At 64.1% G+C, this 26,918-nt stretch carries 24 protein-coding genes; 15 read left to right on the top strand and 9 right to left on the bottom strand.

The window, feature by feature from the left end:
• On the top strand, positions 1–595 hold a 595-nt coding region (locus AC1VNY_RS19415), incomplete at its 5' end, for a GMC family oxidoreductase (protein WP_482406415.1).
• Positions 596–623: 28 nt separating this feature from the next.
• Entirely contained in the window at positions 624–1,346 is a 723-nt protein-coding gene (locus tag AC1VNY_RS19410; RefSeq protein ID WP_028341187.1) for a GntR family transcriptional regulator, read from the top strand.
• A 10-nt stretch (positions 1,347–1,356) separates the two neighbouring features.
• Here the strand turns inward: AC1VNY_RS19410 and AC1VNY_RS19405 are convergent, their stop codons facing one another.
• Genes AC1VNY_RS19405 through AC1VNY_RS19390 form a run of 4 tightly spaced genes read right to left on the bottom strand, consistent with a single transcriptional unit; the run spans position 1,357 to position 5,196 of the window.
• Positions 1,357–3,147 (bottom strand): chloride channel protein, encoded by a 1,791-nt coding sequence (locus AC1VNY_RS19405; RefSeq protein ID WP_482406414.1) that lies wholly within the window; start codon positions 3,145–3,147, stop codon positions 1,357–1,359.
• Position 3,148: 1 nt separating this feature from the next.
• The gene (locus AC1VNY_RS19400) at positions 3,149–3,415 is read right to left on the bottom strand and encodes an SUMF1/EgtB/PvdO family nonheme iron enzyme (RefSeq protein WP_482406413.1); all 267 of its coding nucleotides are present in this window, start codon (positions 3,413–3,415) and stop codon (positions 3,149–3,151) included.
• The gene (locus AC1VNY_RS19395) at positions 3,412–4,146 is read right to left on the bottom strand and encodes an SDR family NAD(P)-dependent oxidoreductase (protein WP_212053439.1); all 735 of its coding nucleotides are present in this window, start codon (positions 4,144–4,146) and stop codon (positions 3,412–3,414) included. Before AC1VNY_RS19395 ends, AC1VNY_RS19400 begins: the two co-directional genes overlap by 4 nt.
• A gap of 15 nt (positions 4,147–4,161) precedes the next feature.
• Positions 4,162–5,196, bottom strand: coding sequence for a LacI family DNA-binding transcriptional regulator (locus AC1VNY_RS19390; RefSeq protein WP_016848473.1), 1,035 nt, complete (start codon positions 5,194–5,196; stop codon positions 4,162–4,164).
• A 181-nt stretch (positions 5,197–5,377) separates the two neighbouring features.
• On the opposite strand from AC1VNY_RS19390, the gene AC1VNY_RS19385 reads away from it, so the two are divergent.
• From AC1VNY_RS19385 to AC1VNY_RS19355, 7 genes are read left to right on the top strand one after another with little or no spacing between them, the layout of a single operon-like run.
• Positions 5,378–6,679, top strand: coding sequence for an ABC transporter substrate-binding protein (locus tag AC1VNY_RS19385; RefSeq protein ID WP_482406412.1), 1,302 nt, complete (start codon positions 5,378–5,380; stop codon positions 6,677–6,679).
• A gap of 58 nt (positions 6,680–6,737) precedes the next feature.
• On the top strand, positions 6,738–7,625 hold the full coding sequence (locus AC1VNY_RS19380) for a carbohydrate ABC transporter permease (protein WP_038382894.1): 888 nt from the start codon (positions 6,738–6,740) through the stop codon (positions 7,623–7,625).
• 4 nt (positions 7,626–7,629) lie between these two features.
• Positions 7,630–8,457, top strand: coding sequence for a carbohydrate ABC transporter permease (locus tag AC1VNY_RS19375; protein WP_137483332.1), 828 nt, complete (start codon positions 7,630–7,632; stop codon positions 8,455–8,457).
• Between the two features lie 7 nt (positions 8,458–8,464).
• Positions 8,465–9,469, top strand: a complete 1,005-nt coding sequence (locus AC1VNY_RS19370) for a zinc-dependent alcohol dehydrogenase family protein (protein ID WP_482406411.1) — start codon at positions 8,465–8,467, stop codon at positions 9,467–9,469.
• 6 nt (positions 9,470–9,475) lie between these two features.
• Entirely contained in the window at positions 9,476–10,549 is a 1,074-nt protein-coding gene (locus AC1VNY_RS19365; RefSeq protein ID WP_482406410.1) for an ABC transporter ATP-binding protein, read from the top strand.
• Positions 10,546–11,505, top strand: a complete 960-nt coding sequence (locus tag AC1VNY_RS19360) for a sugar kinase (RefSeq protein WP_482406409.1) — start codon at positions 10,546–10,548, stop codon at positions 11,503–11,505. The genes AC1VNY_RS19365 and AC1VNY_RS19360 overlap by 4 nt, the downstream gene beginning before the upstream one ends.
• Positions 11,502–12,539, top strand: a complete 1,038-nt coding sequence (locus AC1VNY_RS19355) for a tagatose 1,6-diphosphate aldolase (protein ID WP_482406408.1) — start codon at positions 11,502–11,504, stop codon at positions 12,537–12,539. The genes AC1VNY_RS19360 and AC1VNY_RS19355 overlap by 4 nt, the downstream gene beginning before the upstream one ends.
• A gap of 125 nt (positions 12,540–12,664) precedes the next feature.
• Here AC1VNY_RS19355 and AC1VNY_RS19350 read toward each other — a convergent pair whose 3' ends face one another.
• From AC1VNY_RS19350 to AC1VNY_RS19340, 3 genes are all read right to left on the bottom strand, one after another.
• Positions 12,665–14,824 carry a N,N-dimethylformamidase beta subunit family domain-containing protein gene (locus AC1VNY_RS19350; RefSeq protein WP_482406407.1) on the bottom strand — a complete coding sequence of 720 codons (2,160 nt, stop codon included), beginning with the start codon at positions 14,822–14,824 and terminating at the stop codon, positions 12,665–12,667.
• A 177-nt stretch (positions 14,825–15,001) separates the two neighbouring features.
• A complete protein-coding gene (locus tag AC1VNY_RS19345; RefSeq protein ID WP_482406406.1) occupies positions 15,002–15,985 on the bottom strand; it encodes a phosphotransferase enzyme family protein in 984 nt (327 codons plus the stop codon).
• The gene (locus AC1VNY_RS19340) at positions 15,982–16,791 is read right to left on the bottom strand and encodes an HAD-IIA family hydrolase (protein WP_482406405.1); all 810 of its coding nucleotides are present in this window, start codon (positions 16,789–16,791) and stop codon (positions 15,982–15,984) included. The genes AC1VNY_RS19345 and AC1VNY_RS19340 overlap by 4 nt, the downstream gene beginning before the upstream one ends.
• 340 nt (positions 16,792–17,131) lie before the next feature.
• On the opposite strand from AC1VNY_RS19340, the gene AC1VNY_RS19335 reads away from it, so the two are divergent.
• From AC1VNY_RS19335 to AC1VNY_RS19320, 4 genes are all read left to right on the top strand, one after another.
• Positions 17,132–18,694 carry an ABC transporter substrate-binding protein gene (locus tag AC1VNY_RS19335; protein ID WP_482406404.1) on the top strand — a complete coding sequence of 521 codons (1,563 nt, stop codon included), beginning with the start codon at positions 17,132–17,134 and terminating at the stop codon, positions 18,692–18,694.
• 101 nt (positions 18,695–18,795) lie between these two features.
• Positions 18,796–19,776 carry an ABC transporter permease gene (locus tag AC1VNY_RS19330; protein WP_482406403.1) on the top strand — a complete coding sequence of 327 codons (981 nt, stop codon included), beginning with the start codon at positions 18,796–18,798 and terminating at the stop codon, positions 19,774–19,776.
• Positions 19,777–19,778: 2 nt separating this feature from the next.
• Positions 19,779–20,696 carry an ABC transporter permease gene (locus AC1VNY_RS19325; RefSeq protein WP_482406402.1) on the top strand — a complete coding sequence of 306 codons (918 nt, stop codon included), beginning with the start codon at positions 19,779–19,781 and terminating at the stop codon, positions 20,694–20,696.
• 2 nt (positions 20,697–20,698) lie between these two features.
• Complete coding sequence (locus tag AC1VNY_RS19320; protein WP_482406401.1) at positions 20,699–22,519, top strand: ABC transporter ATP-binding protein; 1,821 nt, start codon at positions 20,699–20,701, stop codon at positions 22,517–22,519.
• 4 nt (positions 22,520–22,523) lie between these two features.
• On the opposite strand, the gene AC1VNY_RS19315 is transcribed toward AC1VNY_RS19320, so the two are convergent.
• A complete protein-coding gene (locus AC1VNY_RS19315) occupies positions 22,524–23,930 on the bottom strand; it encodes an amidase (RefSeq protein WP_482406400.1) in 1,407 nt (468 codons plus the stop codon).
• A 216-nt stretch (positions 23,931–24,146) separates the two neighbouring features.
• Between AC1VNY_RS19315 and AC1VNY_RS19310 the strand changes: the two genes are divergently transcribed.
• Positions 24,147–25,103 (top strand): phosphotransferase family protein, encoded by a 957-nt coding sequence (locus tag AC1VNY_RS19310; RefSeq protein WP_482406399.1) that lies wholly within the window; start codon positions 24,147–24,149, stop codon positions 25,101–25,103.
• Positions 25,100–26,056 (top strand): phosphotransferase, encoded by a 957-nt coding sequence (locus AC1VNY_RS19305; RefSeq protein ID WP_482406398.1) that lies wholly within the window; start codon positions 25,100–25,102, stop codon positions 26,054–26,056. The genes AC1VNY_RS19310 and AC1VNY_RS19305 overlap by 4 nt, the downstream gene beginning before the upstream one ends.
• A 27-nt stretch (positions 26,057–26,083) precedes the next feature.
• Here AC1VNY_RS19305 and AC1VNY_RS19300 read toward each other — a convergent pair whose 3' ends face one another.
• Positions 26,084–26,875, bottom strand: coding sequence for an inositol monophosphatase family protein (locus AC1VNY_RS19300; RefSeq protein ID WP_482406397.1), 792 nt, complete (start codon positions 26,873–26,875; stop codon positions 26,084–26,086).
• Positions 26,876–26,918 lie beyond the last annotated feature (43 nt).

Genomic DNA, 26,918 nt, shown 5'->3' with positions numbered 1-26,918 from the left:
GTTGACGGTGGGGGCGGGACAGGTGGGCGGAGCGGCCTGTACCGAATATGCGGTCGGTGGCCGTCCCGACGTGCAGTTCAACGTGATGCCGCTCTCCGTCGACAAGCCCGGCGAACCCCTCCATAGCTATTCCGGCTTCACGGCCTCGGTCTGGCAATGCCACGGCCGGTCGCGCGGACAGCTTGCGATCCGCTCGGCCGATCCGTTCGAGCAGCCGCTGATCGCGCCCAACTATTTCGCCGAGGAGATCGACCGCAAGACCATCGTTGCCGGCCTGAAGATCTTGCGCGACATCTATCGGCAAAAGGCGTTCCGCCCGCTCTGGGATGTCGAGATGGTGCCGGGCGAGGCCGCAAGCAATGATGCCGGGCTGTGGGATTTCGCGCGCAACACCGGCGGCACGGTGTTTCACTGCGTCGGGACCTGCCGCATGGGCAGCGACCAGCGGGCAGTACTCGATCCGCAACTGCGGGTGCGCGGCGTCGAGCGGCTGCGCGTGATCGACGCCTCGGTGATGCCGCAGATCACCTCGGCCAACACCAATGCGACCAGCCTGATGATCGGCGAACGTGGTGCAGCCCTTGTCATGCCGTGATTGGGCCGCTTGATTTCTGGAGGGCGAGATGGAATTGAGTTCCGACAGTCACGTCCCCAAATACGCGCAGATTGCCGATATTTTTCGCCAGCGGATTGCGCGCGGTGTCTGGAGTCAAGGTTTTCGCCTGCCGGCCAACGAGGAGCTGGCGGCCGAATTCGGCGTCTCGCGCGTCACCATCAGGCAGGCCGTCGAACTGCTCGCCCGCGACGGTGTCATCGAGGCGCAGCAGGGCCGCGGCACCTTCGTCACCGGGACTGTACGGCAGGACCGCTGGCTCAAGGTCGAGACCACCCTGTCCGATCTCGCGGACATGTACCGCGACACCTCGCCGGAGATCATCAACATCTCGGAAAGCCGGAGCGATGCGCCGTTGCTTCCCGAAGACGGCAAGCCGGCCGAGAAATATGTCTTCATGCGCCGTCTGCACTCGCGCCAGAAGCAGCCTTACTGCGTCATTTCCATCTATCTCGATGAGAAGATCTTTCGCAGGTCTCCAAAGCGCTTTCGCAACGAGACGGTGATACCGATCCTCAACGATCTCAGGGATCCGGCGATTGCCAGCGCCCGCCAGACATTGACCATCGGAACCGCAGACATCGAGGCGGCGCGGCTGCTGCGCGTGCCTTTGAACTCGCCGGTTGCCGAAGTCCGCCGTGTCTTCACGACCAGCGATCGCACCGTGATCTATCTCGGTGAGGTCACCTATCGCGGCGATTTTGTGCGGATCGATATGGATCTAAGGCCATAGCGCGCGAGGATCACCGCGAAAACAGCTCCTGGTTCCGGCGTTCGAGCTCTTCCCCATAGGTGCGCAGCACATGGGATTCGCTTAAGGTGCCGATCGTGACGCGATGGTCGGCACGGTCAATGACCGCGAGGACGTCGGCTTCGCTCCGTTCAAAGGCCTTCAGGATCTCGCGAACCGACGTGGTCGGAAGCAGGTACTCAACCTGCTGCTGGGCCAGCGACCCGAGCGGTTCGTCGTCCCGATTGGTGACGGAATGCAGCGTCGCCGCCGCAACGATGCCGGCATAGCTGCCGTTCGGATCGCGCAGCACGACCTGTCGGACCTGCGCCGGCGAAAACAGCTTCTGCGCCTCGCCGATCGGCATTGTCGTCAGTGCATTCTCGAAGTCGGCGCGCATCAGGGAAGCCGCGCTCATCTGACGGACCCAGCCGATGTCCTGCGGACCGCGGATCACCTCGCCGCGCAGGTGGAAGCGCCATGTCGCAAAACTGTAGCCGAACAACTCGCGGACGATCAGCGCGCAGACCGATGATGCGACCACGGCCCCGACGGTCACGGAGAAATCGCCGGTGATCTCGAGCGCGAGACAAACCATGCTGAACGGTGCGCCCAGCACGCCGGTTCCGAGCGCAGCGAGAGCCGCGATGGCGGCGGTGCCGGGCTGAAGCGCGAGCGTGGGGAAGGGGCCGGTCAGCACGACGCTGTAAAGCTGCCCGATCAGCGCGCCGAGCAGCAGCGAGGCGAAGAACAGGCCGCCGCGAAAGCCGGAGCCGAGCGAGACGGCCGACGCCAGGATCTTGAGCACGATGGTCGTCGTGAGCAGGAGCCAGGTCGGATTGCTGACCAGCAGGATCTGCATTGCGCCATGACCGGCGCCGAGCACGGTCGGCGTCAGCAGGGCGAGGCCGCCGAGGAGCAGGCCGCCGAGGATCGGACGCATGAAGCCGCTGAAAAGGCTGACGCGCTGAAAGCAACGTTCGGAAAATGCGACCGCGAGCATGACGAGGATGCTGACGAATGCGCAAATGATGCCGATCAGCACGGTCTGTCCGATCATCTCGACGGACACGGGCGATGGGAAGCCGGGCACCATCAGAAACGACTGGTGCGTCAACTCCCGCGCCACCAGCCAGGCCGTGACGGCGCTGGCGATGACGGGCACGAGAGCGGCCGAAGTGTAGGCTCCCAGCACGACCTCGAAGGCATAGAACGCGCCGGCCAGCGGAGCCGAAAACGCTGCGCTGATCGCCCCCGCCGCGCCGCAGGCCACCAATAGCCGCATGTCGTTGCGGCGGGCGGCGAGGCGCTGGCCGACATGGGAGCCAAACATCGAGCAGATCTGCGTGTATCCCGCTTCCAGTCCGACCGATCCACCGAACCCGTTGGACAGCAGCGTCTGGATCGAGATCAGCAGGCTGCCGCGGAAGGACACCCGGCCGCCATAGAGCGCGTTGGCTTCTATGGCGTCAGCGAGCTGCTGTCCCTTCACGCGCCGCGCGAAGTACAGCCCGATCAGCGCCAGGACCACGCCGCCAACTGCCGGGATCAGCAGCGTGCGCTGCCAGGAAATGACGCCGGTGGCACTGAGATGCGCATCGAGGGGAATGTCGAACAGCAGCGCGTGCGAAACCTGGCTGAGGCCCGAGATCGCCGCAACGAGGACGCCGCTCAGCAACCCGACGACAATGCCGACCAGCACGAGGCCAGTCTCGCGATTGCGCACGAAATTTCGCAAGAACTGCGGCAACAGACGGGTGCCGGGAGCAGGGGCCGGCTTCGCGGCATTTGTCGCCAGCGTCATCCTATGCTTGGCTCCGCAGCGGCCCGGTGCGCGCGACAGGAAAGCCGATCTTGCTCGACGAGCCGACCGATGCGTTCGGGTTTCGTGCTGCGAAGTGGTGGCGGCTGCCGCAGGACTCGTCGCTGAGGAAGGATTCACTGCGCGTCGAGCGGTTCGGTGCAGGCTCGCGATTCAAGGGGACTCCCGGCGGTGCGAGGCGGTCCTCGTAGCATTCCCAGACATTTCCGGCGACATTATGCAGGCCGTATTCGTTGATTTCCTGGCTCATCCGGCAAGAAACCCGCCATCCACCGCGACGACGGTGCCGGTCGCGTATTGTGATGCCGGCATGCAGAGGAACGCGACGGCTCCCGCAATGTCCTCCGGCTGACCCCAGCGCTTGAACGCGGTGCGGTCGGCGATGCGCTGATAATGCGCGCGATCGGTACGGCCGGCTGCATTGATCGCCGTTTCGATATAGCCGGGCGCAACCGCATTGACCCGGATGCCTTGCTCGGCCCATGCCAAGGCGAGCGCCTTGGTCAGCATCACGACACCGCCCTTGCTGGCGCAATAGGCGGGGATTCGCGGCAGCGCCAATGTCGCGTTCATCGAGGCAAGATTGACGATCGAGCCCTTGCTCTCGGCGAGAAGCGGGCGGAACGCCATGCAGGTTCGAAAGGTGCCCGTGAGATTGACGTCGAGCACCTTCATGAAGGTCTCGATCTCGTATTCCTTGTCGCGGGCGAGAATTCCCGCGCAGTTGACCAGCGCATCGACGCGCTTGTGCTGGCGGGCGAAAGAGGCGACAGCGTCGTCGTTCGTGACGTCGAGCGTTGCGAGTGTGAGTCCGGGGCGCGATTTCAGCAGGGTGCGCGCCAGATCGGTCTCGTTGGCCGCCGTTGCGGTCACCGTCGCGCCGAGGTCGCAAAACTGATTGCTGATTGCGGCGCCAATGTCGCCGGCGCCGCCGATCACCACGGCATGGAAGTCGGGCGCGAGAGAAAAATTTGAACGCATTGGAGGGGTCTCGCTTCAGGATTTGAGAGGGGGAGCCGTCGATTCACGGACCACCAGGGAGAAGTCGATCTCGCGATGCATGATGGTCTGCTCGCCGGCGAGGCTGCGCACCAAATATTCCCCGGCGCGCTGCCAGGTTTCTCCGGTCGGTACGTGGATCGTGGTCAGGCTCGGCCGCAAATGGCGGCTCCAGTCGAGATCGTCGAAACCGACCACCGACAGGTCGCGCGGCACCGAAAATCCATCGCGCTCCGCCTCGAGCAACACGCCGTAGGCGATGACATCGTTGCCGCAGACGACGGCGGTCGGACGGTCCTTCAGGTTGAGGAGATAGCGGGCCGCTTCGCGCGCGTCGTCCAGCGTGTAGGGCACCTCGACATGCCATTGCGGCGGAAGCTCCAGGCCGTTCTCGGTGAGCGCGCGGCGAAAGCCGGCGACGCGAGCGCTGGCGCGGTCGTTGTTGCGCTGGAGCGCCGAGACGATCCCGATGCGGCGGTGGCCAAGTTCGATGACGTGCGCGGCGGCGCGATGGGCGGCCGCTTCGTTGTTCGTCCCGACGCAAGGGTGCGGTCGATCGGGCTGGTAGATGCCGACATTGATGAAGGGAACCGCGTTGTCCGCAAGCAACTTGCGCAGTCCGTCGTGATGGCAATCACCGCGCAGCACAAGTCCATCGACGCCGCGGCTGATCAGATTGCGCGCTTGCTGCAATTCGACGTCGAGATCGTAGCCGCTCGTGGTGAGAAACAGCATGTATCCGACCGAGGAGAGATACTGCTGGAGCGAGGCGATTCCGCGCGCGAACATCGTGTTGTCGATTGTCGGAACGATCGCGCCAAGCGTGCGCGAGCGCCGTGACGACAGGATGCGCGCCGGCGCATGCGGGATGTAGCCGAGCGCATCGATGGCCTGTTCGATGCGCGCCCGCAAGGAAGGGCTTACCGCATCGGGATTGTTGAGCGCGCGCGACACCGAGGCCGTTGAGACGCCGGCACGGGCTGCCACGGCGCGGATGCCCTGTTTTACGGATTTGGCGTTGGTCAATCGCATCAATGTAACGTTACATTCGATGAGGCAAACCGCGCGGTAGCGGTAATCTCGTAAATTTGCCGCAGAATATCCGGTTTGTCCATTGCTTGACACAACCGATGTGAGGTCTAAATTGTAACCGTTTTCAAGTCGCGTTCAAATGGCCCGCCAGCTTAAGGCGGCCAGCCGGGAGGAGAGTTCGATGAAGGCCAGGATGCTCGCGACGCACGTCGCGTTGCCCGTTCTCGCGATTGTCGCCGTCGGCGCGCAGGCTCATGCGGCCGATTTCGACTGGACGAAGTTCAAGGGCAGGACCGTCACCTTTCTCGCCAATAACAATCCGGTCGCGCAGGCGCTGCTGACCTACAAGGCCGATTTCGAGAAGCTGACCGGCATGACCCTGAAGGTCGACGGCTATCAGGAGCAGCAGATGCGCCAGCGTCTGGTCACCGTCATGAATGCGAACAGCGACGAGGTTGACGTGTTCATGACGCTGCCTTCGCGCGAGGGCGAGCAGTTCGCCGCGGCCGGCTGGTACGGCGATCTCACTGCGATGGCCAAGAACGAGGTGGCCAAGGAATACGACCCGGCCGGCTTGAGCCAGGCCCTGCTCAAGGCTGCGACCTTCAGCGGCAAGCTGACCAGCATGCCGATGAATATCGAAGGTCCGATCTTCTATTACCGCACCGACATCTTCAAGAAGTGCGGCCTTGAGGCGCCGAAGACCATCAAGGATGTCGAGGCGGCCGCCGAGAAGATCAAGACCTGCGACAGCGCTGTCACGCCCTTTGTCTCGCGTGGCCTCAAGCCCGCGGTCGCCTACACCTTCAGCAACATGCTGCACAACATCGGCGGCAGCTACATCGCAGGCGGCAAGTCGAACCTCTGCTCAGCCAAGGGCAAGGAGGCACTCGACACTTATAGCCGGCTGCTGCGCGACTTCGGTCCGCCGGGTGTGGTCAACTACAGCTTCCAGCAGATTTCGGCGCTCTACCGCAGCGGCCGCGCCGCGATGGCATTCGAATCCTCGAATGAGTTGCGCACGGTGATGGAGGGCGGCGCGCGCCTGAAAGACACCGGCCTGTTGCCGTTCCCGGCAGGCGAAGCCGGCCAGGTGCCGACCACGATCGGCTGGGGCATGGCAGTGTCCTCGCACAGCAAACAGCCGGACGCGGCGTGGTACTTCGTGCAGTGGGCGACCAGCCCTGAGGTGCAGAAGAAAATGGCGCTCCAGGGCATTGCCCCGCCGCGGCCGTCGGTTGCCAAGGATCCCGAATATCGCAAGTGGATCGACGAGGAGCCGGTGCGCAAGGAATGGCAGGCTGCGCTCGACGTGCTCGCTACGAAGGGCTCTTCCGAGGTCGGCTATCCCATCATCGCCAACCCGGAATCGCGCGAGTTCATCGGCCAGGCCGTGCAGGACCTGATCTTGAAGCAGAAGCCGATCGACCAAGCCTGTGCTGATGCCGACAAGGCGCTCGATGCGCTGATCGCCCAGAAGTAGCCGCTTGATGTTGGCAGGCTTGTGCCTGCCGGCGCCTCACTCTCAAGGAAACGGATGCATGTCGGACGCGGCTGCGACACTGACGCAGGACCGGCAAAAGCTGGAAATGGCGGCGCTCTCGGCGCCGGCCGTGATCTTCACGGTCGCAATGATCGCGTTTCCGGTCGTCTATACGATCTGGCTCGGCTTCCAGACATTCTCCTCGACCGGCAAGCAGTCCTTCGCGGGTCTCGCCAATTACTCAAAGCTGATCTCCGACTACGAGTTTTGGCACGGGCTCTGGGTCACCATAGCGCTCTATGTGCTGTCGTTGGTGCTCCAGCTCGTGTTCGGCGTGTGGCTGGCTCTGGTGTTGTTTCACGCCAAGCGCCTGCCGGGAATCGTGCGCTCGCTGTTCATCTCCCCCTTCATGATGCCGCCGGTGGTGGCGGGCATGATGTGGCTGGTGATCCTCGATCCCTCGCTGGGCGCGGCCAATTACATCCTCCAGTCGTTCGGCCTGCCGCCGTCGGACTGGCTGGCGTCGCCGACCTGGGTCATTCCGACCGTCGCTCTGATCGACAGCTGGCAGTGGACACCATACGTCGCCTTGATCGTGCTGGGCGGCCTGCAATCCCTGCCGCCGAGCGTCTACGAGGCGGCGCAGATCGACGGGGCTTCGCCGTTCAAGACCTTCCAGCGCATCACGCTGCCGCTGCTCTTGCCGACCATCGTCACCGCGGCCATCCTGCGCAGCGTCGATCTCCTGCGTTTCTTCGACATCATCTACATCACGACCCAGGGCGGCCCCGGCAACGCCTCGAACACGCTCAACATCTACGGCTTCCGGGTGGGTTTCGAGTTCTTCAACATCGGCTACGCCAGCGCCTTGATGCTGACGCTGACGGCGATCGTGTTCGGCGCGGTGCTCGCCTTCAACCGCCTGCGCGGCGCAGTGGCGTGGTGATGTCATGACGGATGCCGCCAACACCGACCGCTGGATCCGCTGGCTCAACACCGCGCAGCTCGTGCTGGCCGGCGTGCTCATCATGGCCCCGACGGTCTGGATGGTGCTGTCCTCGTTCAAGCCGTCGTTCGAGGTCACGGCATATCCGCCGACGCTGATCTTCACGCCGACGCTCGACAATTATGTCGAGCTGACGAAGACCACGCCGTTCCTCAGCTATGCGCTCAACAGCCTCATCGTCACCGTCGGCTCGACAGCGCTCGGGCTGCTGTTCGGCATTCCCGCCGCTTTCGCCGTCTCCTGGACACGGATCTCGTGGCCGGCGATCCTGACGCTCGCCGCGCGCATGGCGCCGGGCACGCTGTTCCTGCTGCCGTGGTACGTCATGTTCCGGCAAATCGGTATGATCGGCTCCTACACCGCGCTGATCCTGAGCCACGCGGTCATCACGCTGCCGATCGTGATCTGGGTGCTGCTGCCATCCTTCGACGGCATCCCGCGCAGCGTCTTCGAGGCGGCGCAGGTCGACGGGTGCAGCGTCACGCGCATCCTCTGGCGCATCGCGCTGCCGCTGGTGGCATCAGGCGTCGCCGTCTCGGCGATCCTCGCCTTCGTCTTCTCATGGAACTACTTCCTGTTTGCGCTGGTGCTCTCCAACGGCGACACCAAGACGCTGATCGCGGCGGCCTTCAACTTCATCGGAGAAGGCTCGACGCAATGGGGCGCCCTTATGGCCGCGGCGACGCTGATCGCGCTGCCGCCGCTGGTGCTGGCTGCTCTGGTTCAGCGCTGGCTGGTGTCCGGACTGACGCTCGGCGCGGTGAAAGGCTAGGTATCTGATGAACGTGTCACCCCGTCCGAATTCGATCATGCAGGCCGCGGTCTTCCACGGCAACGACCGCATCACCATCGAGCGCGTGGCAATGCCCGACGTCGGCACGGGCGAAGTGCTCGTGCGCGTTTCGCGCACGGCATTGTGCGGCTCCGACTTCAAGCTCTGGCACAAGGGTGCCGAGTTCACCGCCGGGCACGAAATCTTTGGCGTCGTCGAACAGCCCGGTCATCGGCTGCACGGCCACCGATGCGCCGTCTACATTCCGTTGCATTGCGGCCATTGCGCGGCCTGCAAGCGCGGCGACACCCAGATGTGCCTGGAAGTCTCCAGCCTGATCGGTTGGAACAGGCCGGGCGGCTATGCCGAATATGTGCCGGTGCCGGAAAACTGTTTGCTGCCGGTGCCGGACGATATCGAGGACAGCCTCGCGCCGCTGCTGCTCGACACCATCGGCACGTCGGGCCACGCCGTGCGCTTCGTCAGCCGCGTGGTGCCGCCGGTTGAGGCCGGACCTGTTCTTGTCATGGGCGCGGGGCCGGTCGGTCTCGGCGTCGTGCTGGCGCTGCGTGCGCTCGGCTACAACGACATCCACGTCGCCGACCCCAATGCGACGCGGTTGAAGATAGCGCAATCCTTCGGCGCGAAGGCGCATCCCGTAGGCGACACCTCGCAGCGCTTCGCTCTCATCATGGAATGCTCCGGCGCGCATGCGGCGCGCAATCTCGGCATCGAGCTTGTCCTGCCGCGCGGTGCGCTGGTGCTGGTCGGCGAGAACGCCGCACCCTGGACCATCGAGGAGGGCAAGGTGTTCCGCCGCAAGGACTTCTACATGATCCGGACCTTCTACTTCCCGGTCTCGGATTTCGAGCCGAACATCGAGCTGCTGCGCAGGTTCAAGGACGAATACCGCGTCCTCGTCGACGGCGAGTTCGGCCTGTCGGCCCTGCCTGAGAATTTCGCCCGCTTTGCCAGGGGCGAGCTGATCAAGCCGGTACTGGCGCTGGGTTAGGCGATCATGGCCTCGATCTCGATCCGCAACCTCGTCAAGCGCTACGGCAGTTTCACCGTAATCCCCGATCTCAATCTGGAGATCGCGGACCATGAATTCGTCGTCTTTGTCGGGCCATCCGGATGTGGCAAGTCGACCCTGCTACGAATCATCGCGGGTCTCGAGCCGATCACGTCCGGAGACCTCTACATCGGCGACAAGCGCGTCAACGGCGTGCAAGCCGCACAGCGCGACATCGCGATGGTGTTCCAGGACTACGCGCTCTATCCGCACATGCGCGTCTACGACAATATGTCGTTCGCATTGGAGTTGCGGGGAACGCCGAAGGCGGAGATCGATGCGCGCGTGAAGCGTGCCGCCGCGCTGCTGCACATCGAGCCCTATCTCGATCGCAAGCCGAAGGAGCTCTCCGGCGGGCAACGCCAGCGCGTCGCCATGGGCCGTGCGATTGTGCGCAATCCCAAGGCGTTCCTGTTCGATGAGCCGTTGTCCAACCTCGACGCAAAACTGCGCGGGCAGGTGCGGGCCGAGATCAAGGCGCTATCGCAGGAGCTCAAGACCACCATGGTCTTCGTGACTCATGACCAAATCGAGGCCATGACGATGGCCGACCGGATCGTGGTGCTCCAGAACGGGACGATCCAGCAATACGACACGCCGGAGACGGTCTACGAGCGGCCGGCCAACCAGTTCGTCGCCGGCTTCATCGGCTCGCCCGCCATGAACTTCTTCCCGGTCGAATGGCGTGGGGAGCGCGCGATCCTTTCGCAAGGCGCAACGGCGGTGCCGCTGGATGGCGAGACCGCAAGCCGGTTGCGCCGGGCCGGCAGCGCGATCCTCGGCGTTCGTCCTGAGCATTTCGTCGCGGCCACTGATACGGCCGACGGCGTTGCCATCAACGTCAAGCTCGTCGAGCCGCTCGGCTCGGATACGCTGATCCATTTCGATCTCGCCGGCGTCTCCGCGATTGCAAGGGTCGATCCGTCGTTGCGACCGAAGCTCGGCGATCGCCTCAGCTTGCGGCCGCAGCCGGGCAAGACGCATTTGTTCGATGCGGCGAACGGGCAGGTCTTGCCGTGAGCGCATCGGCGAACATAGCAGGTCTTTCGGCGCTCGCGGACGTGGCGTCGGGAGCCCGGCGTGTCCAGGTGATCTGCCTTGGGCTATCCGCGCTCGATCAGGTCTGGCGCGTCGATCGGCTCTTTACGGGCACCAGCGAGAAGATAAAGGCCATCGACTACGGTACCCTTGGCGGCGGAATGGCCGCCAATGCCGCGGTCGCGGTCGCACGGCTCGGTGCCTCCGTCGCGTTCTGGGGACGGGCAGGGGACGATGCCGCCGGGCGCGAGATGCGGTCGGCTTTTGCGGCCGAATGTGTCGACGTCGAGAATTTCCGGCTGTTTGCCGATGGCCGCTCGTCGGTCTCGGGGATCATTGTCGACAGTTCGGGCGAGCGGCAGATCGTGAACTTCCGTGGTCTGTTTCCGGAAGCGGCCGATTGGCTTCCGCTTGAAGCCGTCGCTCGCGCGTCCTCGGTGCTGGCCGATCCGCGCTGGGTGGAGGGCGCCGCGACGCTGTTTCGCGAGGCGCGTGCGCGCGGCATTCCGACGGTGCTCGACGGCGACATGGCTGATGCCGAGGTATTCGAGCGACTGCTGCCCCTGACCGACCACGCGATCTTCTCCGAGCCCGCGCTCGCTTCATTCGCCGGATCTGCCAAAGACGAATCTCTCGCAGCACTGGCGCGCTTCGGTTGCAGTGTCATCGCCGTCACGCGCGGCGAGGACGGCGTCAGCTGGTACGAGAATGGCCGGCTTCACCGGCACGCCGCCTATGCGGTCGATGTCGTCGATACCACGGGCGCAGGCGACGTCTTTCACGGCGCCTATGCCCTTGCGATCGGCGCCCGTCTCGATGTGCGCAACGCCATGGCGTTTTCTGCAGCCACGGCCGCGATGAAATGTCGCCACCCCGGTGGCCGCAACGGAATCCCTACCATCAACGAGTGTGTTGCATTCATGAGGACGAAGCCATGAGAACGATTGGAAAGAACCGCGGGCTGGGCCGCCTTGCTGACGCGGAAGGCCACTTTCGCATGGTCGCGCTGGATCAGCGGCCGCCGCTGTTCGATGCCATTGCGAAGGCGAAGGGAATCACGCGGGATCAGGTCGAATATTCCGACGTCACTGCGGCCAAGCGGCTCCTCGTGGAAAACCTTGCGCCGCATTGCAGCTCGATGTTGTTCGACCCGAATTTTGCCGTGCCCGCCGCGATCGATCTGTTGCCGCCGCGCTGCGGCCTGATCATGACGCTGGAGGAGCATCGCGTCGAGGAGACCGCGGGCGGTCGCAAGTCGCGCGCGATCGCCAACTGGAGCGTGGAGAAAATTCGTGCCATGGGCGGCGACGCCGTCAAGGTGCTGGCCTGGTATCGGCCGGATGCGGACGCAGCGGTAAACGAGCATCAGAAGCGCTTCGTGCGCGAGATTGGCGAGGAGTGCGCCCGCCACGACGTTCCCTATGTTCTTGAATTGCTGGTCTATCCGTTCCTTGGCAGCGCCAATCACACCGCCGATTATGTGGAATCGCCTGGCAAGCTCCCGGGCCTCGTCATCGATAGCGTGCGCGAGTTTGTCAAGCCCGAATACGGCGTCGATCTCCTGAAGCTTGAGAGCCCTCTCGCGGCCAACAGCCTGCCGGCCCGTGACGGCAGCGCCGAAGCCAGGGCCGCGCAGAAGGAATTCGATGCGATCGGCGATATCTGCCGTGCGCGAAGCATTCCCTGGGTCTTGCTGTCGGGCGGCGCCGCGCCGGAAAAATTCGAGCGCGTCCTCGACTTCGCCTATGCCGCGGGCGCTGGCGGCTTCCTGGCGGGCCGCACCATCTGGCTCGATGCCGTCCTGAAGAATTTCCCGGACCTTACGGCGGTTTCGGCGAGCCTGCGCAAGGATGGTCTCGGCGTGCTTGAGCGGCTCAACAGGCTGACGACGGCCAAGGGCACGCCTTGGAAGGCGCGCTTTCCTGTATTCACCGATATCAAGCAGGAGGGTGACTTCGCGCGCGCCTACTGAAATGGTGACGGCTCAAAACGTGTCTTGGTGGGCCCGGCAGGACTCGAACCTGCAACCAGACCATTATGAGCGGCGAACGAGCGTCGTCGACCTTTCGTTTCAGGGGCGAAGTCGCGCTGACGGTCTCATGCTCCGAGCACCGGCTCATTGCCGGTGAAGGCCCTGAGTATATTCGCCGTCAGGCGCGAAAGACCGTTGTCACAGCCGTTCCAGGCCAGGGTGCCGGCATAGGCGATGGAGCCGACCGAAAACACCCAGCCGCCTCCATCGATCGGAAACAGGACCATGTCCGATCTCACCACGTCAGGCCGCTGTGCGCCTCCCTGATCCGGAAGCGAAAGTGTCAGATCCTCGATGACGAGCTGATACTCGTTGCCAAGCCCGGTCGAAGTCCCGAGCACATAGGCATGCTCGGGACTTCCGAGCGCAACGTCGTACCTGTCGACCTCGTCTCCCACTGCTCCACCCAGCACATAGCCGTAATCGCCGACGATTTCCTCAGTGATGCCGTCGAACAATTTCGCCGCGGGCGAATTGTAGCTCGCCTCCAGACGCCGATATCCGCAGCCCCTCGACCATCCCTCCGATGCGAAGCCCACGCCTAGCATCTTGTTCGGGGCGCGGCCGCGCGTGCGCCAGATGCCGCCGGCTTCAGTCGTCGCAACATGGGTCCGTTCGCCATAGGGGGCATCCCAGCAGCGCGTGCCGCTGTTGTCGCGGCGCACCTCGATGACCCAGGGCTTTGCACCGAGCCGGCTCGTCACCCAGTAGAAGCCGTTGCCGCCAAGATACATGACCCGTCCGCCGTCATGCAGGTATCCGTCGAGGATATCGAGGCCGGTTCGTGTCCAGTATTCCGGGTGCGAGCCCGTGACGATTGCCGCGTACCGGTCGGCCAGGTTGCGGCCGCCACGTTCGAAATCTTCGTCGGTTGCGACGTGGTATTCGATGCCGAGTTGCTCGAGCCATTCGATGATGTACATGTCGACGGGAAAGTGACGGTACGAGCCCGTTAGCCAGTTCGGAAAGCCAGGGCGGACGTTGAACAGCGGCCGTCTGCGGCTCGAATAGCGAACCGGCGTTCCGTCGGCATGGGTATCGTAGCAGGAGCGGCCCGGCTCCGGATGTGAGAACAGGTACTGTTCGTCCTCGGGCACCACCTTGTCATGAGGCATCACCGATGAGAAATCGAGCGAGGCCAGGTGGTCGTTCGCATAGGCCAGATAGGTGTTGGTCGGCACCAGGAACAGCACGGGTGCCGAAGTGCCCAGGACTGGCCTGACAAACAGCGGAAAATGATTGCGGCTTCCGCCGGCCTCGAGCCGAACTGCGTAGACTCCGCTTTGAATGTCCTCCGGCAGGCGGAATTCGAGATTATACCTCCAGCCGGCATCCACCATGTCGTCGTCGTGGAATTGCAGCGCACAGTACTGCTCGGGAACTTCGACGAAGGAGTCGCTTCGCCCGTCCCAGTTGCGTCCGGTCACACCGCGCTCGACGCCGTTGACAAGGTGGCCCTGTTTGCCTCCAGCGTCCGGCTCAATCGTCTCTGACGCGAAGTCCCTGCCGAGTTTCCATGCTGCCCATGCCGGCTGCGTGGGAGTCTTCCCTGCGTGCCATGCGGCGATCATCTCGGCGGATGGCTTCGCGAGGTGCAGCGTTGGCGAGTCGATCTTGCCGTTATATGGCTCCAGCGGCGACCCGGACCGGCCGATGCCGGCCGCCGCGAGCAGGAGCGTCGCCGCATTTGCCGTCGCGCCGGTTGCCGCGCAGAGCGTGCGTTGTGCCCCAACCTTGGCATCAAGACGCCTGAGGTCGATGCAGACCTCGCCGTCGCCGATGGAAGTCAGGATCGAATACCAGTGTTTGGCGATGATCGCATCCGGCAAGACCGCGAGCGTTGCGCTGCCCATTCGAAGCGCAAGACCGCCTGAGATGATGACGAGCGCAACGTCGCCAATCGACCAGATGGCCTGCGGCGCGCTCCGCTCGGGGACGGTCGGCCATGCCCAGCAATGGACGCTGATCGCCGCATCGTTGGTCGGTGAGGGAAGCGGAAATTCGGCGTGCGAGCCGACCACCGTGGATTGCACGCCGCCGGAAACGGTGCGGTCGAGCACCGACGAGAAATCGATCACCTTGCCCTCGATCGCTTCGTCGCGCCCGGGACCCGAGACCAGTCGCACGAGGCTTGCGCGGGCGGTGGCGTGCGGCGTGCTGATCGCGAGCCGGACGAAATCGCCGGGCTCGCAGGACCACTCCTCGAAATAAGCCTGGATATCCATCTGACGCCGCCCGCGCTCGCTGGTTAAGTCCGCTTCGGACGCGCGATGTCCGAACGCGCGCCCATCATTCGCGGATCAAAGCCGGCGGGGAAACATCTGTTGTGGCATTCTGGAGTCCGGGAGCAACAACACTGGAGAAGAGGGCAGGCGCGCCGCGGCTGGTCCTGAAATTCCGCGTCACAATCCGCGCAGGAACCGGTCGCCGAGCGCGACCGTTCCGTCGGTGTAGCCCGTACCCAGGCGTCGTGCGGTTTCGGTGTCCGAATGCGAAGCGAGCCAGGCCGTCAGCAGCATGCGCCTGAGCATCACGAACGCAGGCAGCATGGCCTCGTCCTCGCGCGAGACCGGTGCGACGGTCCGGTATCCCGCAAGCCACGACTGCTGGAGCAGGTCTATTACCGGCTCGTGCTCGATGAAGCTGACGGCCGCGGCGAAGTCATAGAAGAACCACGAGAAGCCGCAATCGTCGAAGTCGATGACGCCGAGCCGGTCGCCTTCGACGAGCAGATTGGCGAGGCGGAGGTCGGCGTGAACGAGGCCAAACCGCTGCTCGCCCCGTCCGTAAGCCTCGACGCGCCGTTCAAGTTCGTCGGCGACCCTCTGCAGCAGCCTGCGGCCATCGTCGCGCAGGCCAAGACCGGCGCGCCAGTCACCCCATAGTGGCCGGCGGCCCAGCATGGCATCGAAATCCCAGACCTTGCGCTGGAACGTTGATGGCATTGTCCATCGGCGGCTGTGCGCGTGAAGCCGCGCGCTGGTCGCGCCGAGCTTGCCGAACCAGGTGGCCAGATCGTCCGAGGCGTCCGGCTCCTTGCCGCTGAGGAATTCGAACGCAACGACGTGTCGCGTCGCGCCACTCAGGGGAATGGGGCATAACAGGTGTCCCTCCCGATCGGCGACCGGGCGCGGCGTGAGCACCACGTTGTCCGCGATCACGGCGTCGATCCAGGCGAGCTCGGACGCAATCTCGGTGAGCGAGTGATAGCCGGTCCGCTGCACGCGCAACACGAGTTTCTGCCGCGAGGCCGGATCCTGCGCGAGAAAGGTGGTGTTCTCGGAATGGCTGAGAAAGGCGAGCGTCGCTTGCGATGAAAGTCCCCAGCGCGGCAGGCTCGCGGCAAGAGAGGCCTGCATGCTCTCGATAAGGCCGGGAGTCATCATCGCGGCCAACCGACCGTCTCGGGGTCCGCGAGGTCAAGAAGGCTCGCGATGATGCGATCGGGAACGACGTCCGCAACCGCATTGAAAGGGACGTCGCTGGCGAGCAGGATCGACCGCATGCCGGCGGCCTTTCCCGCTGCGATATCGGTGCCGATCTGGTCGCCGACCATGACGGTCTCATGCCGGGCGGTGCCGAGATGCGCCAGCGCCTGTTCGATCAGGAACGGTTGCGGCTTGCCTAGCACGATCGGCTTGGTATTGGGAACGGCCGCCGCAACCGCGGCCGTGATCGCGCCGACGCAGGGATCGTAGCCGTCATGAACCGGCGTCAGGACATCGGGATTGGTGGCGATGACGGTTGCGCCGGCGAGTGCGGCCCTGACCGCGGTGCGCAGCTTGGCGTAGTCGAGCGCGGCATCGAATCCGAGCACGACGATCTTGGGCTCGACGCAGGTCAGGCGATAGCCACTGTCCTCGATCGCCTCGAGCAGTGGTCGTTCGCCGATCGCAAACACGGGCGTGGTGCGCGGCCAGCGCCGTTCGAGCAGGGACGTCACCGCCGAAATCGTCGTGAAGACCTGTGACGGCTCGGCCGGAATGCCGATGCGGCTCAGCTTGGCGGCAAATTGCGCGGCGGATTTCGTCGAATTGTTGGTGACGAACGCGTAGGGCAGGCCCCGCTCGCTCCATCCGCGAAATGCCTTCACGGAGTCTGCGATCGGGGTGTCGCCGCGATAGGCGACACCGTCGAGATCCGAGATGATGCCACGAATGGGATGGTCGGCCGGAGAAACGCGCTGTTCCAATGCTGGGATTCCGTTCAGTTCCGCAAGCATGATCATATGCTTGCCGGCATGACGTTGCTGCTCTGTGCGTCCATGATTTGTGTACTGCACACCGGAGAGGCGTCCTTGCCTTGCCGTTGTGCGCCACCCTTCCGGGAGCGGAAACCGCCACGCGCGACCGCGGCGTCCCGGGAGTGTCAGCAACGGAATCGTGGAGCAGCAGGAGTCGGGCGATTGCGGCCTTTGGTCTACGCTTTGCACGCGTGAAAGCCACGATTTGTGCAAGACGATCGAAACGGCTGAGTGCCTTGCGGCCTCGAGAGCAGTTTCAGCGTTGCCGAAATCATCGAGGGATTACCATATGATCAACCGCAGAGACTTGATGTTAGGGGGACTGGCCGGAGCCGCGGCATTCGGCTTCGGGCGGGTCAATCCCGACTTTCTTGTGAATTCCGCATTTGCCGCCGAAGGCAAGACACTGCGCTTTCTCGGCGCCGAAGCGCTGACCGGCAACTGGGACCCAACCACCCATACCAATCTCGGCCAGCTCATCGTCGAGGGCTTTGTGTTCGGCTATCTGACGCGGGCGCCGATGCGGCCGGAGAAGCCGGACGAGCTGATCTTCGAGTTGGCTGAATCGATGAAGCCCATCGACACCTATACGATGGAGGTGAAACTCAGGAAGGGCGTCAAATTTCATGACGGGACCCCGTTCACAGCGGCCGACGTCAAGGCGACCTATGAATATGGCTGCCAACCCGATCGTCCGGCGCAGTGGTACCCCGGTCTCGTCACCGTCGACGTCGTCGACGACTACACCTGCCACATCAACACCAAGGCGCAGGGCTATCCGGCGACGCTCTACTACTACCTATCGTCCTTCCTGCCGATCATGTCGGCCAAGGACGTTGCCAACAAGGCGCAGCTCTCGGCGCGCATGAACGGCACGGGCCCCTACAAATATGTCGAGCAGAAGGGCGACACCACCGTTCTCGCCGCCAATCCCGACTTCTTCCTCGGCGCAGCGAAGATCCCGGGTGTCGAGTATCACTTCGTCGGTGACACCACGACGCGCACGCTGTCGCTGTTGAACGGTGAGGCCGACATCATCGAGCGGCTCGAGCAGGAGCAGGTCGAGACCATCTCGAAGGATGCCCGCTTCAGCATCCACAAGGCGGTTTCGGTCGAGAACAAATACCTGTTCTTCCGCTGCTCGAAGAAGCCGTTCGACGATCCGCGCATTCGCCTCGCCGCATGCTACTCGATCGACCGCAAGCAGGTGCTCGACGTGCTCGGCGTCTCCGGCATCTATTCCAAGGCGCACATCTCGCCGGTCAAGTTCGGCTATGCCGAGGTGGCCGACTATCCTGAATTCGATCCGGACAAGGCGCAGAAGCTGCTCGCGGAGGCCGGCTTCCCCAAGGGCCAGGGCCTACCCGAGCTCACCTATTACACGTCGGTCGGCTTCTATCCGAAGACGAAGGAATATGCCGAGTTGATTACCGGCATGCTCCAGGAGCAGGGGTTCAAGGTCAATCTGCAGACGCTCGAAGTCGCGGCGTGGGGCAATTTGCTTTACGACAAGCCCGGCGGCGGTGAGGGCAACATAATCGACTGCGGCTGGTGCACCGGTTCGCCCGAGCCGGATCTCGTCCTGCGCACCCACTTCCACTCCTCCTCCAAGCGCATCACCGGCATCGTCGACAAGGACATCGATGCAGTGCTGGACAAGGAGCGCAACGCCACGACAATCGAGGAGCGCAAGAAGATCCTGCAGACCGAGACGCTGCCGACCATCGCCAAGAAGGCCCCGGCGCTCGCGTTGTTCACCTCGGTCTTCATCCATGCCTACAGCAAGAAGCTGGACGGTCTGTACATCTATCCGAACGGCATGCAGGACATGACCAAGGCAACACTGGCATGATGATTGCTCGGCAGGCCGGGCACGCCCGACCTGCCGGTTCGCGGACGCAGGCCGGACTGGTCGGGTCTGGTCCTCATGAATTGCAAGGGTAGCTCTTCTCGATGTTGATCCTGGAATTCCTGGTCAAGCGGATCGCGCAGGGCATCCTGATCGTCTTCATTACCTCGTTGATCATCTTCACGCTGCTGCGCGTGGTGCCGGGCGATCCCGTGCGCCTGATCGTCGGCGGCATGGCGCCGGCCGACGTGGTCGAGAAGGTCGCGACCAAGATGGGGCTGCGCGACCCCATCATCGTGCAATATGGTCGGTACATGCGCGGGCTGGTACAGGGCGATCTCGGGCAATCCTATTTGCGGCCGCGCAGCGGCATGATCGCGACCGGCGGACAGTATGTTGACCCGACCAAGTCGGATATGGCGCCGGTGATCGATCTCATCCTCGAACGCCTGCCGTTCACTCTGCAACTGGGCGGCATGGCGCTCGTGTTCGCGCTACTGCTGTCGTTTCCGATCGGCATCGCGGGCGGGCTGCACCAGCATCGCTGGCAGAATGCGTTGGCGTTCGGAATGCAGTCGCTGTTCGTCTCGATTCCGAATTTCTGGCTTGCGATCGTTCTGATCCTGTTTCTGTCGGTGAAACTGAAGCTGCTGCCGGCGCTCGGTTACCAGGGATTTTCCTATGTCATCCTGCCGGCCTTGGTGCTGGCGGTGGAGATCGCCCCCTTCATCATCCGCACGCTGACGACCTCGCTCGGCGAGGTCATGCAAGCTCCGTTCATCGATGAGGCGCGGGTGCGCGGCCTGTCTCGCCGCCGCATCGTCTATTCGCATGCCCTACGCAACGCGGCGGTGCCGCTTGTCAACCTGCTCGGGATCCAGCTTTCGACGCTGATCGGCGGCGTTCTCGTGATCGAATACATCTTCGATTATCCGGGCCTCGGCAACCTGACCGTGGTCTCCGTCGTCGGGCGCGACTTTCCGGTGATCCAGGGCATCGCCATCACGACCAGCGCCGTCTTCGTCTTCATCAATATCATTGTGGATTTGGTCGCCTATATGATCGATCCCCGCGTGGAGATCTGATCATGACGGCCACCACGATCGTCGCCGAGGAGCCCGCCGTGCCGGCGGCCCGAATTCGTTCGGTCAACCGCCGCATCATGCTCGCGGCCTGGCGCATGCCGAGCTTCAAGATCGGCTTCTTCATCTTCATGGCGCTGCTGCTGGTCTCGGCGATCTATCCCGAGGTGTCCTCGATCAGTGCGACCAAGATGGTGGTGAAGGACAAGTTCATGTCGCCGGTCTTTCTGGGCGACAAATGGACCTGGGATCACCCGCTGGGCACGGATCAGCTCGGCCGCGACATGCTGATGCGTTGCCTGATCGGCCTGCGCTATTCGCTGCTGGTCGGCGTCGTCACCGTCCTGCTCATCTTCGTCATCGGCTGCGGTCTCGGCCTGTTTGCGGGCTTCAAGGGCAAATGGTGGGACACCGTCATCATGCGGATCACGGATGCGCAATTGTCGATCCCGATGATCATCCTGGCGATCACCATTCTCGGCGTGTCCCGGCCGACGGTGCCGACCATCATCATCGTGCCGGCGCTGTCCGGCTGGCCGCTCTATGCGCGCGTGGCGCGCAGCGCCGCGGTCACCGAGCGTGGCAAGGAATATGTCCGTGGCCTGCGCGTGCTCGGGGCCGGGGACTGGCGGATCCTGCTTCTGTTCGCCGCGCCGAACATCCTGCCGCCGATCGCATTCGTCGCCGTGCTCGACGTCGCCCGCATGATGATCTTCGAGGCGATCCTCGGCTTCCTGGGGCTTGGCATCCAACCGCCGACGCCGAGCTTCGGCAGCATCATCGCCGATTCCCGCAAATATCTGATCAATGCCTGGTGGATCGCGACCACGCCAGGCGTGTTCCTGGCCGTCGCGCTCACCTCGATCAACCTGATGGGCTCGGCGCTCGAGAAGGCGCGCAACCGGATCTATGGAGGTCTCTAGAGATGGATCTCTCGCTCATTCTGGAGGTCGACGACCTCACGGTCGGGACTGCGACACCAGGCGCCGCGCCGATCCTCGATCACATCTCCTTCCGCCTCAACACGTCGGAGATCTTCGGCATCTATGGTGAAAGCGGCGCCGGCAAGACCGTGCTCAGCCGCGCATTGGCGAACTGGCTGCCCGAAAGCCTGGCATACCGCTCCGGACGGGTCACGTTTGCCGGCCATGACATTCTCGGCGCAGGGGCGCGCGAGGTGCGGATCGGCCGCGACATCGCCTATATCGGCTCCAAGCCGCAAAGCTCGCTCGATCCGACGGTACCGGTCGGGACCCAGATCGCGGAGAAGCTGCACAGCGTCAGGCCCGAATGGACTCCGCGGGAATGCCGCGAGCGGGTCGTGCAGCTGCTCGGCGAGGTCCGGATTCCATCGCCGAAAGAGCGCTATTGGGACTACCCGGCAAAATTCTCCGGTGGCATGATGCAGCGCGCGATGATCGTGGATGCGATCTGCGCCGAGCCCGCCGTCCTGATCGCCGACAACATTACCCAGCCGCTCGATGTCACCATCGCGGCACAGATCGTGGCGCTGCTGCACGACCTGTGCCTGCGCCACCGGATGGCGACGATCTACCTTTCGTCGTCGTTGCCCACGCTCGGCCAGTTCGGGGACCGCACGGCCGTGCTCCATCAGGGCCGGTTCGTCGAGCAGCAGGCGTTCGCCGACCTGCTCGCCGCGCCGCAGACCGACTACACGCGCAAGGCCATTGCCAGCGTGCCGCGCATGTGGGCGACCACGGAGGGCCCACCGGCCCGCCGCAAAGCGCAAGACGAATTGCCCCTGATGAAGGTGGAACACGTTGTTCGGACCTATCGCGCACGCAAGCGGGGCACGTTCAATACCTACAGCAACGTGCAGGCAGTACGCGGCGTGACGCTCGACATCATGCCGCGCGAGAATTTCGGCATCGTCGGGGAGTCCGGCTGCGGCAAGTCGACCTTGACGCGCCTGCTGGCCTGGCTGGAGGCTCCCGACAACGGCAGCATCGTCCTCAACGGCACGTCGCTCGGGACGTTGTCGCCGCGCGAGCTGATCCGCGCGCGGAGTGAATTCCAGCTGCTGCTGCAGGATCCGTACAACGCGCTGCCGCCGCGCACCACCGTCGGCCGCATGATCGAGGAGAGCTTGCTGATCCGCGGCAATGTCGCCCGCGCGGAGCTGCGCAGCCGGGTCATCGCGGCGATGGCCGAGGTCGGTCTCGCCGCCGAGCTCTATGACCAGCTCCCGAACGCGCTCTCCACCGGCGAGCGCCAGCGCATCTCGATCGCACGCGCGCTGATCCTCGATCCCAAGCTTCTGATCCTCGACGAGACCTTGACCGCGCTGGACCAGCGCGAGCAGTCAAGGCTGATCGATCTTTTCTCGAAGCTGCAGGAGAAGAACGACCTCACCTACGTCTTCATCTCCCATGATCTCGCAATGGTGCGGAAGGTCTGCACCCGCATTGCCGTGATGTATCTCGGCGAGATGGTCGAGATCGCCGACAACCGCGAGCTGTTCTTCGATCCCCAGCATCCTTACACCAAGGCATTGCTCTCGGCCGCCCCCACGCTGGAGGAGAAGCCGTTCAACCCCGCAGACTTCCTGCTGGAGGGCGAGCCGCCGAGCCCGATCGATATCCCGGCGGGATGCAGCTTTGCCTCACGCTGCCCGAAGGCGTTCGGCCGCTGCCGGCTGGAGACGCCGAAGCTGGTTGAACACACGCCGGGGCGCTTCGCCGCCTGCCACCTGCTCGACGGCGAAGAGGCGCAGGCTGCGGCCTGAGCGTTCAGGGCCGTCGCTTGAACGGCCAGTCCATCGCGAACGAGCGCATGTCTTCCAGCGCCTTGGTCACCTGCAGCACGCCGAGGTCGTCGAAGCGGTGCCCGATCACCTGGACGCCGATCGGCAGATGGCGGGAATCGAATGCCATGCAGATGGTGGAGGCGGGCTGGCAGGTCTGGTTGAACATTGCGGTGAACAGCGTGTGCGCGAGCGGCATCTCGCGCGACACGCCGGGCTCCTCGGCCGGGAAATTCACCACCGGCAGCGTCGGGGCGATGACATAGTCCCAGCCGTCGAAGGCCGCGAGCATCGCCGCCTTCATCTTGGCGATCTGGCCCAGCGCTCGGTAGAGGTCGGCGCCCGAATGTTTCGCCCCACCAAGGCACCATGCGCGAACGTAGGGATTGATGTCGCGTGCGGTGTCGCCATGCGGCGGCAGCGATGCATATTCGAGATAGCCGCGCACCTGGAGGAACAGGTCGATCGGCGCATAGGCGTCGTCGGTGAGCGGAGAGGTGAACGGCTCGACGATCGCGCCGGCGCCCGCGAGCAGCTTGCCGGCCGCTTCGACCGCGCTGCGAACCGCCGCCTCCGCCTTCATGCCGAAGCCCATGTCGGTGAGGACGCCGATCTTCAGTCCCTTCACGTCGCGCTTCAGATGCTCGTGATAGCGCAGGCCATCGGCGGGCAGGCTCCAGGTGTCGCGCTCGTCCTGCCGCGTCAGCACGGTCAGGAGGCGCGCGATATCGTCCACGCTGCGGCCCATCGGGCCTGCCATGCGCATGGTGTCGGCCGGCAAATGCGGCACACGGCCATGGGTCGGCTTCAGTCCGGCCAGTCCGCAATGGGCGGCCGGAAGGCGGACCGAGCCCGCGATATCCGTGCCGACGGAAACATAGCCGGCGCCGGCGGCGACGGAGGCGCCTGCGCCGGCCGACGAGCCGCCGGTATTCCAGGCGAGCCCCCAGGGGTTGCGGGTGATGCCGTGCAGCGAGCTGATGCCCGACGCCATCAGGCCGCAATCCGGCATCGTGGTCTTGGCAAAGATCACAGCGCCGGCCTCGCGGAGCGCGATCGCCGGCGGCGAATCGTAGTTGGAGGGCGGCAGGGCACGGTTGGCGCCGATGCCGTGAAAATAGGGCCAGCCGATCATGGCGACGCTGTCCTTGACGGTCATGGGGACGCCGTCGAGCGGACCCAGCGCCGCTCCCGCCTTCCATCGCGCTTCCGAGCCTTGCGCGCTTGCCATGGCTTGCTCCGGACGGAAGCAGAACAGCGCATTGATCGCGGAATTGACCGCCTCGGCATGGCCGAGCACGGCTTGCAACACCTCCACCGGCGACAATGCGCGCGATGCGTAGGCCTCCGTCAGCCCCGCAAGGCTCATCCCGATCAGTTCCGCTGCAGACATCTTGGCCTCGACAAATGGCGTTCTGGATCAGTGTCCGGATAGCGAAAGTCGCCCCCGTCGGGGTAGTGCCGCTGCCGCAAGGGCATGATTTGGTGGAGCGCGAGGCATCCCTTTTGCATCTGTCTTGATCGAATTTGTCTTGATCGAATTTGTCATCAAACCGGGAGGCCCGCGACAAGCGGGCCGAATGGCACCCGCGAGAGATCAGAAGTCGTCATGAGCCAGTCTGGAACGCAAATCGCCACAGTCCGGAACTACATTGCCGGGCTCCCGGGATGGGGGACGGGCGATATCGTGATCGAGCCCGCCATTCCGGTCCTCGCCTCGCCAAGCTGGCGCGGGGTCGACGGCGCTCCCTGGCGCGCCACCAGGAATGGAAGCGGCGAGAGCATCTTCATCAAGAGCATGGATGTGGATGCCAAGCTCTACATCGACGTTGCCTGCGCCTTCGAGGCGGCCCGGCGCGCATCCGATCTCGGTATCGGTCCCAAGGTGCTTGCGGCGGATCCGGACGCGGGACTTCTGGTCATGGAGGATCTCAACCGTGGCTGGCGGGTCGGCACGCTGGAGCGGATGCTGGAGCCGAAGATCGTCGACGCTGTCATCGCGGCGCGGCGCCTGTTCCAGGCAGGGGCGCCTCTGCCGCGGCGCATGGGAGTCTTCGACGAGATCGAGCATTTCTACGAGGCGGCAAAGGCCGCGAAGGCGCAACTGCCCTCGGATGCGGGATGGCTGGTCAAGGAGCTGCGCTTTGCAGCCGATGCCTTCAGGAAGCTCGACATCAAGCCGGCGCCGATCCATGGCGACGGCAATGTCTCGAACATCCTGATCAGCGACACCGGCGAGATTCGCCTGATCGATTGGGATCGCGCCACGACGGCCGACCCGCTGGAGGACCTCGGCAGCTTCCTCGTGGAAGCCTTCGCGCAGGAGCCGGAGGCGCGCGAGGCCTTCAGCCGCAATGCCGGCGGATTCGACGAGCGCGCATTCAGCCGCACCCGCATCTACGGTGTGGCGGATGATCTGCGCTGGGGCCTGATCGGCGCCGTGCTCGCCGCGCGGTCGGCGCGCAACACCTTTGAGTTCTACAAGTTCGCCAGCTGGCGCTTCGTGCGTTGCCGCATGATGGTCCGAGAGCCGCGCTTTGGCGAGATGCTTCGGAGGATCGCATGACTGTCCGCAGGAAGCTCGGCGAGGGAGCGACAGTCCACGAGCGCAATGTCGAGGCGGCGATCGCCCGCGTGCCGCAATGGCACGGCAAGGGGGCGGCCTATACCCCGCTGGTCGGCGGCCTCATGAATCAGAACTGGCTGGTCGAGATATCCGGCGATGGACGGCGCTACTTCATCAAGGTGCCCGGCGAGGGCTCGGAGATGTTCATCGATCGCGTGACCGCCAACGAGGCTGCGTGCAATGCCCACGCCATGGGCGTTGCGCCCGAGGTGATCTTTTTCGACGCCGCGGACGGGCTCGAGATCAGCGAGTTCCTCGAAGGCTATCGCGCCTGCACCAATGCCGATTTCGGCGATGCCGCCATCCAGGCCGACGTTCTCGACCTTTACCGCCGCCTGCATGCCGGCCCGAAGCTCGGCCAGACCAAGACCATCTTCGACATGATCGAGGAACATATCGAGCAGGGCAGGGAGCTCGGCGCGCATTTCCCGCAGGACATGCCCTGGCTGATGCATCGCTACAATCAGGCCAAGTCGGCGTTCCTGGCGTCGGGTCTCGATCTTGTGCCGTGCTTCAACGATCCGATGCCGGGCAATTTCCTGATCTCGGCGGAATCAGGCGCCCCAAAGCCGATGAAGCTGATCGACTACGAGTTCGCTTCCAACAACGAGCGTAGCTATGAGCTCGGTGTCCTGTTCGCCGAGATGTTCTTCGACGAGCATCTGACGGAGGCCCTGATCGAGCAATATCTGGGCGAGGTGCGGCCGCAGATGGTCGCGCGCGTGATCCTTAACCGGGCGCTCGCCGACATGAAATGGGCGTCATGGGCGGTCGTGAACCGGAAGCTCAAGGACTGGGATTTCGACTATCAGAAGTACGGCGTCTGGAAATACATGCGCGCCCGTGACGTGATGTACGATCCCCGCTGGGATGGCTGGTTGCGGCTCGTCTGAGCCGCGCCGCAGGATGGTTTCCGCAAACTATTGATCGAGGATCGCGAGTGCCTGCTCGAGCAGGCTGTCGTTCGCAGCCGCGATGACCCGGCCATCGGAGTCCGGCGACAGCGGTTGCCCCTGCCAGTCGCGGACGATGCCGCCGGCGCCTTCGACCACCGGAATCAGCGCCATGAAGTCGAACGACTTGAGGGAGGTTTCGACCACGAGATCGCAGTGGCCGGATGCGAGCAGGCCATATTGATAGCAGTCGCCGCCAAACCGCCGGAACATGGCTTTCTGGCTCAGCGCGTCGTAGCGGGCCCAGTCGCCCGGTGTGAAGAAATCCGGCGATGACGTGTAGATCTGTGCGTCTTCCAGCCGCGTCGTGCGGCTCACTTTTGCCTGCTTGCCGTTGAAGGTGGTGCCTTGCCGGGTGCCGTACCACCGCTCCGCCAGCGCGGGCATATCGATCATGCCGGCGGCGATCGAGCCGTCTTTCTCGTCGGCGAGCGCGACGAGCGTGCCGAACAGTGGCATGCCGGAGATGAAGCTCTTCGTTCCGTCGATCGGATCGAGATACCAGGTGTAGCGGTCCCCGGCAGTCGATCCCGTCTCCTCGCCGAGGATGCCGTGATCGGGGAAGCGCGCGCCGATCAGTCGCCGCAGCTCCATCTCGATCGCACGATCGGCGATGGTGACCGGCGTCAGATCCTGCTTGCGTTCGAAGTCGACGCTGGAGCGGAAGTGCGTCACGGCGATCCTACCGGCGACGTCGGCAAGTTCGTTGAAGAACGAAGCGAGCTCGCTTGCGGATAATCTGTCTTGAATGTCGTCCAATGATCGCTCCGGGCGGGAGGCGCGCCGGCGTCGCGGGACGCTC

This window comes from Bradyrhizobium ferriligni, assembly GCF_056837965.1.
The sequence above is the reverse complement of the archived record's forward strand: the minus strand, read 5'-3'. Positions and strand labels throughout refer to the sequence as shown.

What these genes read in the sequence shown, in the direction of transcription:
- AC1VNY_RS19385 (WP_482406412.1), top strand. Translation starts at nt 5,378, where the DNA reads ATGAAGGCCAGGATGCTCGCGACGCACGTCGCGTTGCCCGTTCTCGCG.
- AC1VNY_RS19345 (WP_482406406.1), bottom strand. Translation starts at nt 15,985, where the DNA reads ATGATGACTCCCGGCCTTATCGAGAGCATGCAGGCCTCTCTTGCCGCG.
- AC1VNY_RS19325 (WP_482406402.1), top strand. Translation starts at nt 19,779, where the DNA reads ATGACGGCCACCACGATCGTCGCCGAGGAGCCCGCCGTGCCGGCGGCC.
- AC1VNY_RS19315 (WP_482406400.1), bottom strand. Translation starts at nt 23,930, where the DNA reads ATGTCTGCAGCGGAACTGATCGGGATGAGCCTTGCGGGGCTGACGGAG.
- AC1VNY_RS19355 (WP_482406408.1), top strand. Translation starts at nt 11,502, where the DNA reads ATGAGAACGATTGGAAAGAACCGCGGGCTGGGCCGCCTTGCTGACGCG.
- AC1VNY_RS19390 (WP_016848473.1), bottom strand. Translation starts at nt 5,196, where the DNA reads ATGCGATTGACCAACGCCAAATCCGTAAAACAGGGCATCCGCGCCGTG.
- AC1VNY_RS19350 (WP_482406407.1), bottom strand. Translation starts at nt 14,824, where the DNA reads ATGGATATCCAGGCTTATTTCGAGGAGTGGTCCTGCGAGCCCGGCGAT.
- AC1VNY_RS19365 (WP_482406410.1), top strand. Translation starts at nt 9,476, where the DNA reads ATGGCCTCGATCTCGATCCGCAACCTCGTCAAGCGCTACGGCAGTTTC.
- AC1VNY_RS19375 (WP_137483332.1), top strand. Translation starts at nt 7,630, where the DNA reads ATGACGGATGCCGCCAACACCGACCGCTGGATCCGCTGGCTCAACACC.
- AC1VNY_RS19395 (WP_212053439.1), bottom strand. Translation starts at nt 4,146, where the DNA reads ATGCGTTCAAATTTTTCTCTCGCGCCCGACTTCCATGCCGTGGTGATC.
- AC1VNY_RS19320 (WP_482406401.1), top strand. Translation starts at nt 20,699, where the DNA reads ATGGATCTCTCGCTCATTCTGGAGGTCGACGACCTCACGGTCGGGACT.
- AC1VNY_RS19335 (WP_482406404.1), top strand. Translation starts at nt 17,132, where the DNA reads ATGATCAACCGCAGAGACTTGATGTTAGGGGGACTGGCCGGAGCCGCG.
- AC1VNY_RS19330 (WP_482406403.1), top strand. Translation starts at nt 18,796, where the DNA reads ATGTTGATCCTGGAATTCCTGGTCAAGCGGATCGCGCAGGGCATCCTG.
- AC1VNY_RS19310 (WP_482406399.1), top strand. Translation starts at nt 24,147, where the DNA reads ATGAGCCAGTCTGGAACGCAAATCGCCACAGTCCGGAACTACATTGCC.
- AC1VNY_RS19405 (WP_482406414.1), bottom strand. Translation starts at nt 3,147, where the DNA reads ATGACGCTGGCGACAAATGCCGCGAAGCCGGCCCCTGCTCCCGGCACC.
- AC1VNY_RS19400 (WP_482406413.1), bottom strand. Translation starts at nt 3,415, where the DNA reads ATGAGCCAGGAAATCAACGAATACGGCCTGCATAATGTCGCCGGAAAT.
- AC1VNY_RS19370 (WP_482406411.1), top strand. Translation starts at nt 8,465, where the DNA reads ATGAACGTGTCACCCCGTCCGAATTCGATCATGCAGGCCGCGGTCTTC.
- AC1VNY_RS19410 (WP_028341187.1), top strand. Translation starts at nt 624, where the DNA reads ATGGAATTGAGTTCCGACAGTCACGTCCCCAAATACGCGCAGATTGCC.
- AC1VNY_RS19380 (WP_038382894.1), top strand. Translation starts at nt 6,738, where the DNA reads ATGTCGGACGCGGCTGCGACACTGACGCAGGACCGGCAAAAGCTGGAA.
- AC1VNY_RS19305 (WP_482406398.1), top strand. Translation starts at nt 25,100, where the DNA reads ATGACTGTCCGCAGGAAGCTCGGCGAGGGAGCGACAGTCCACGAGCGC.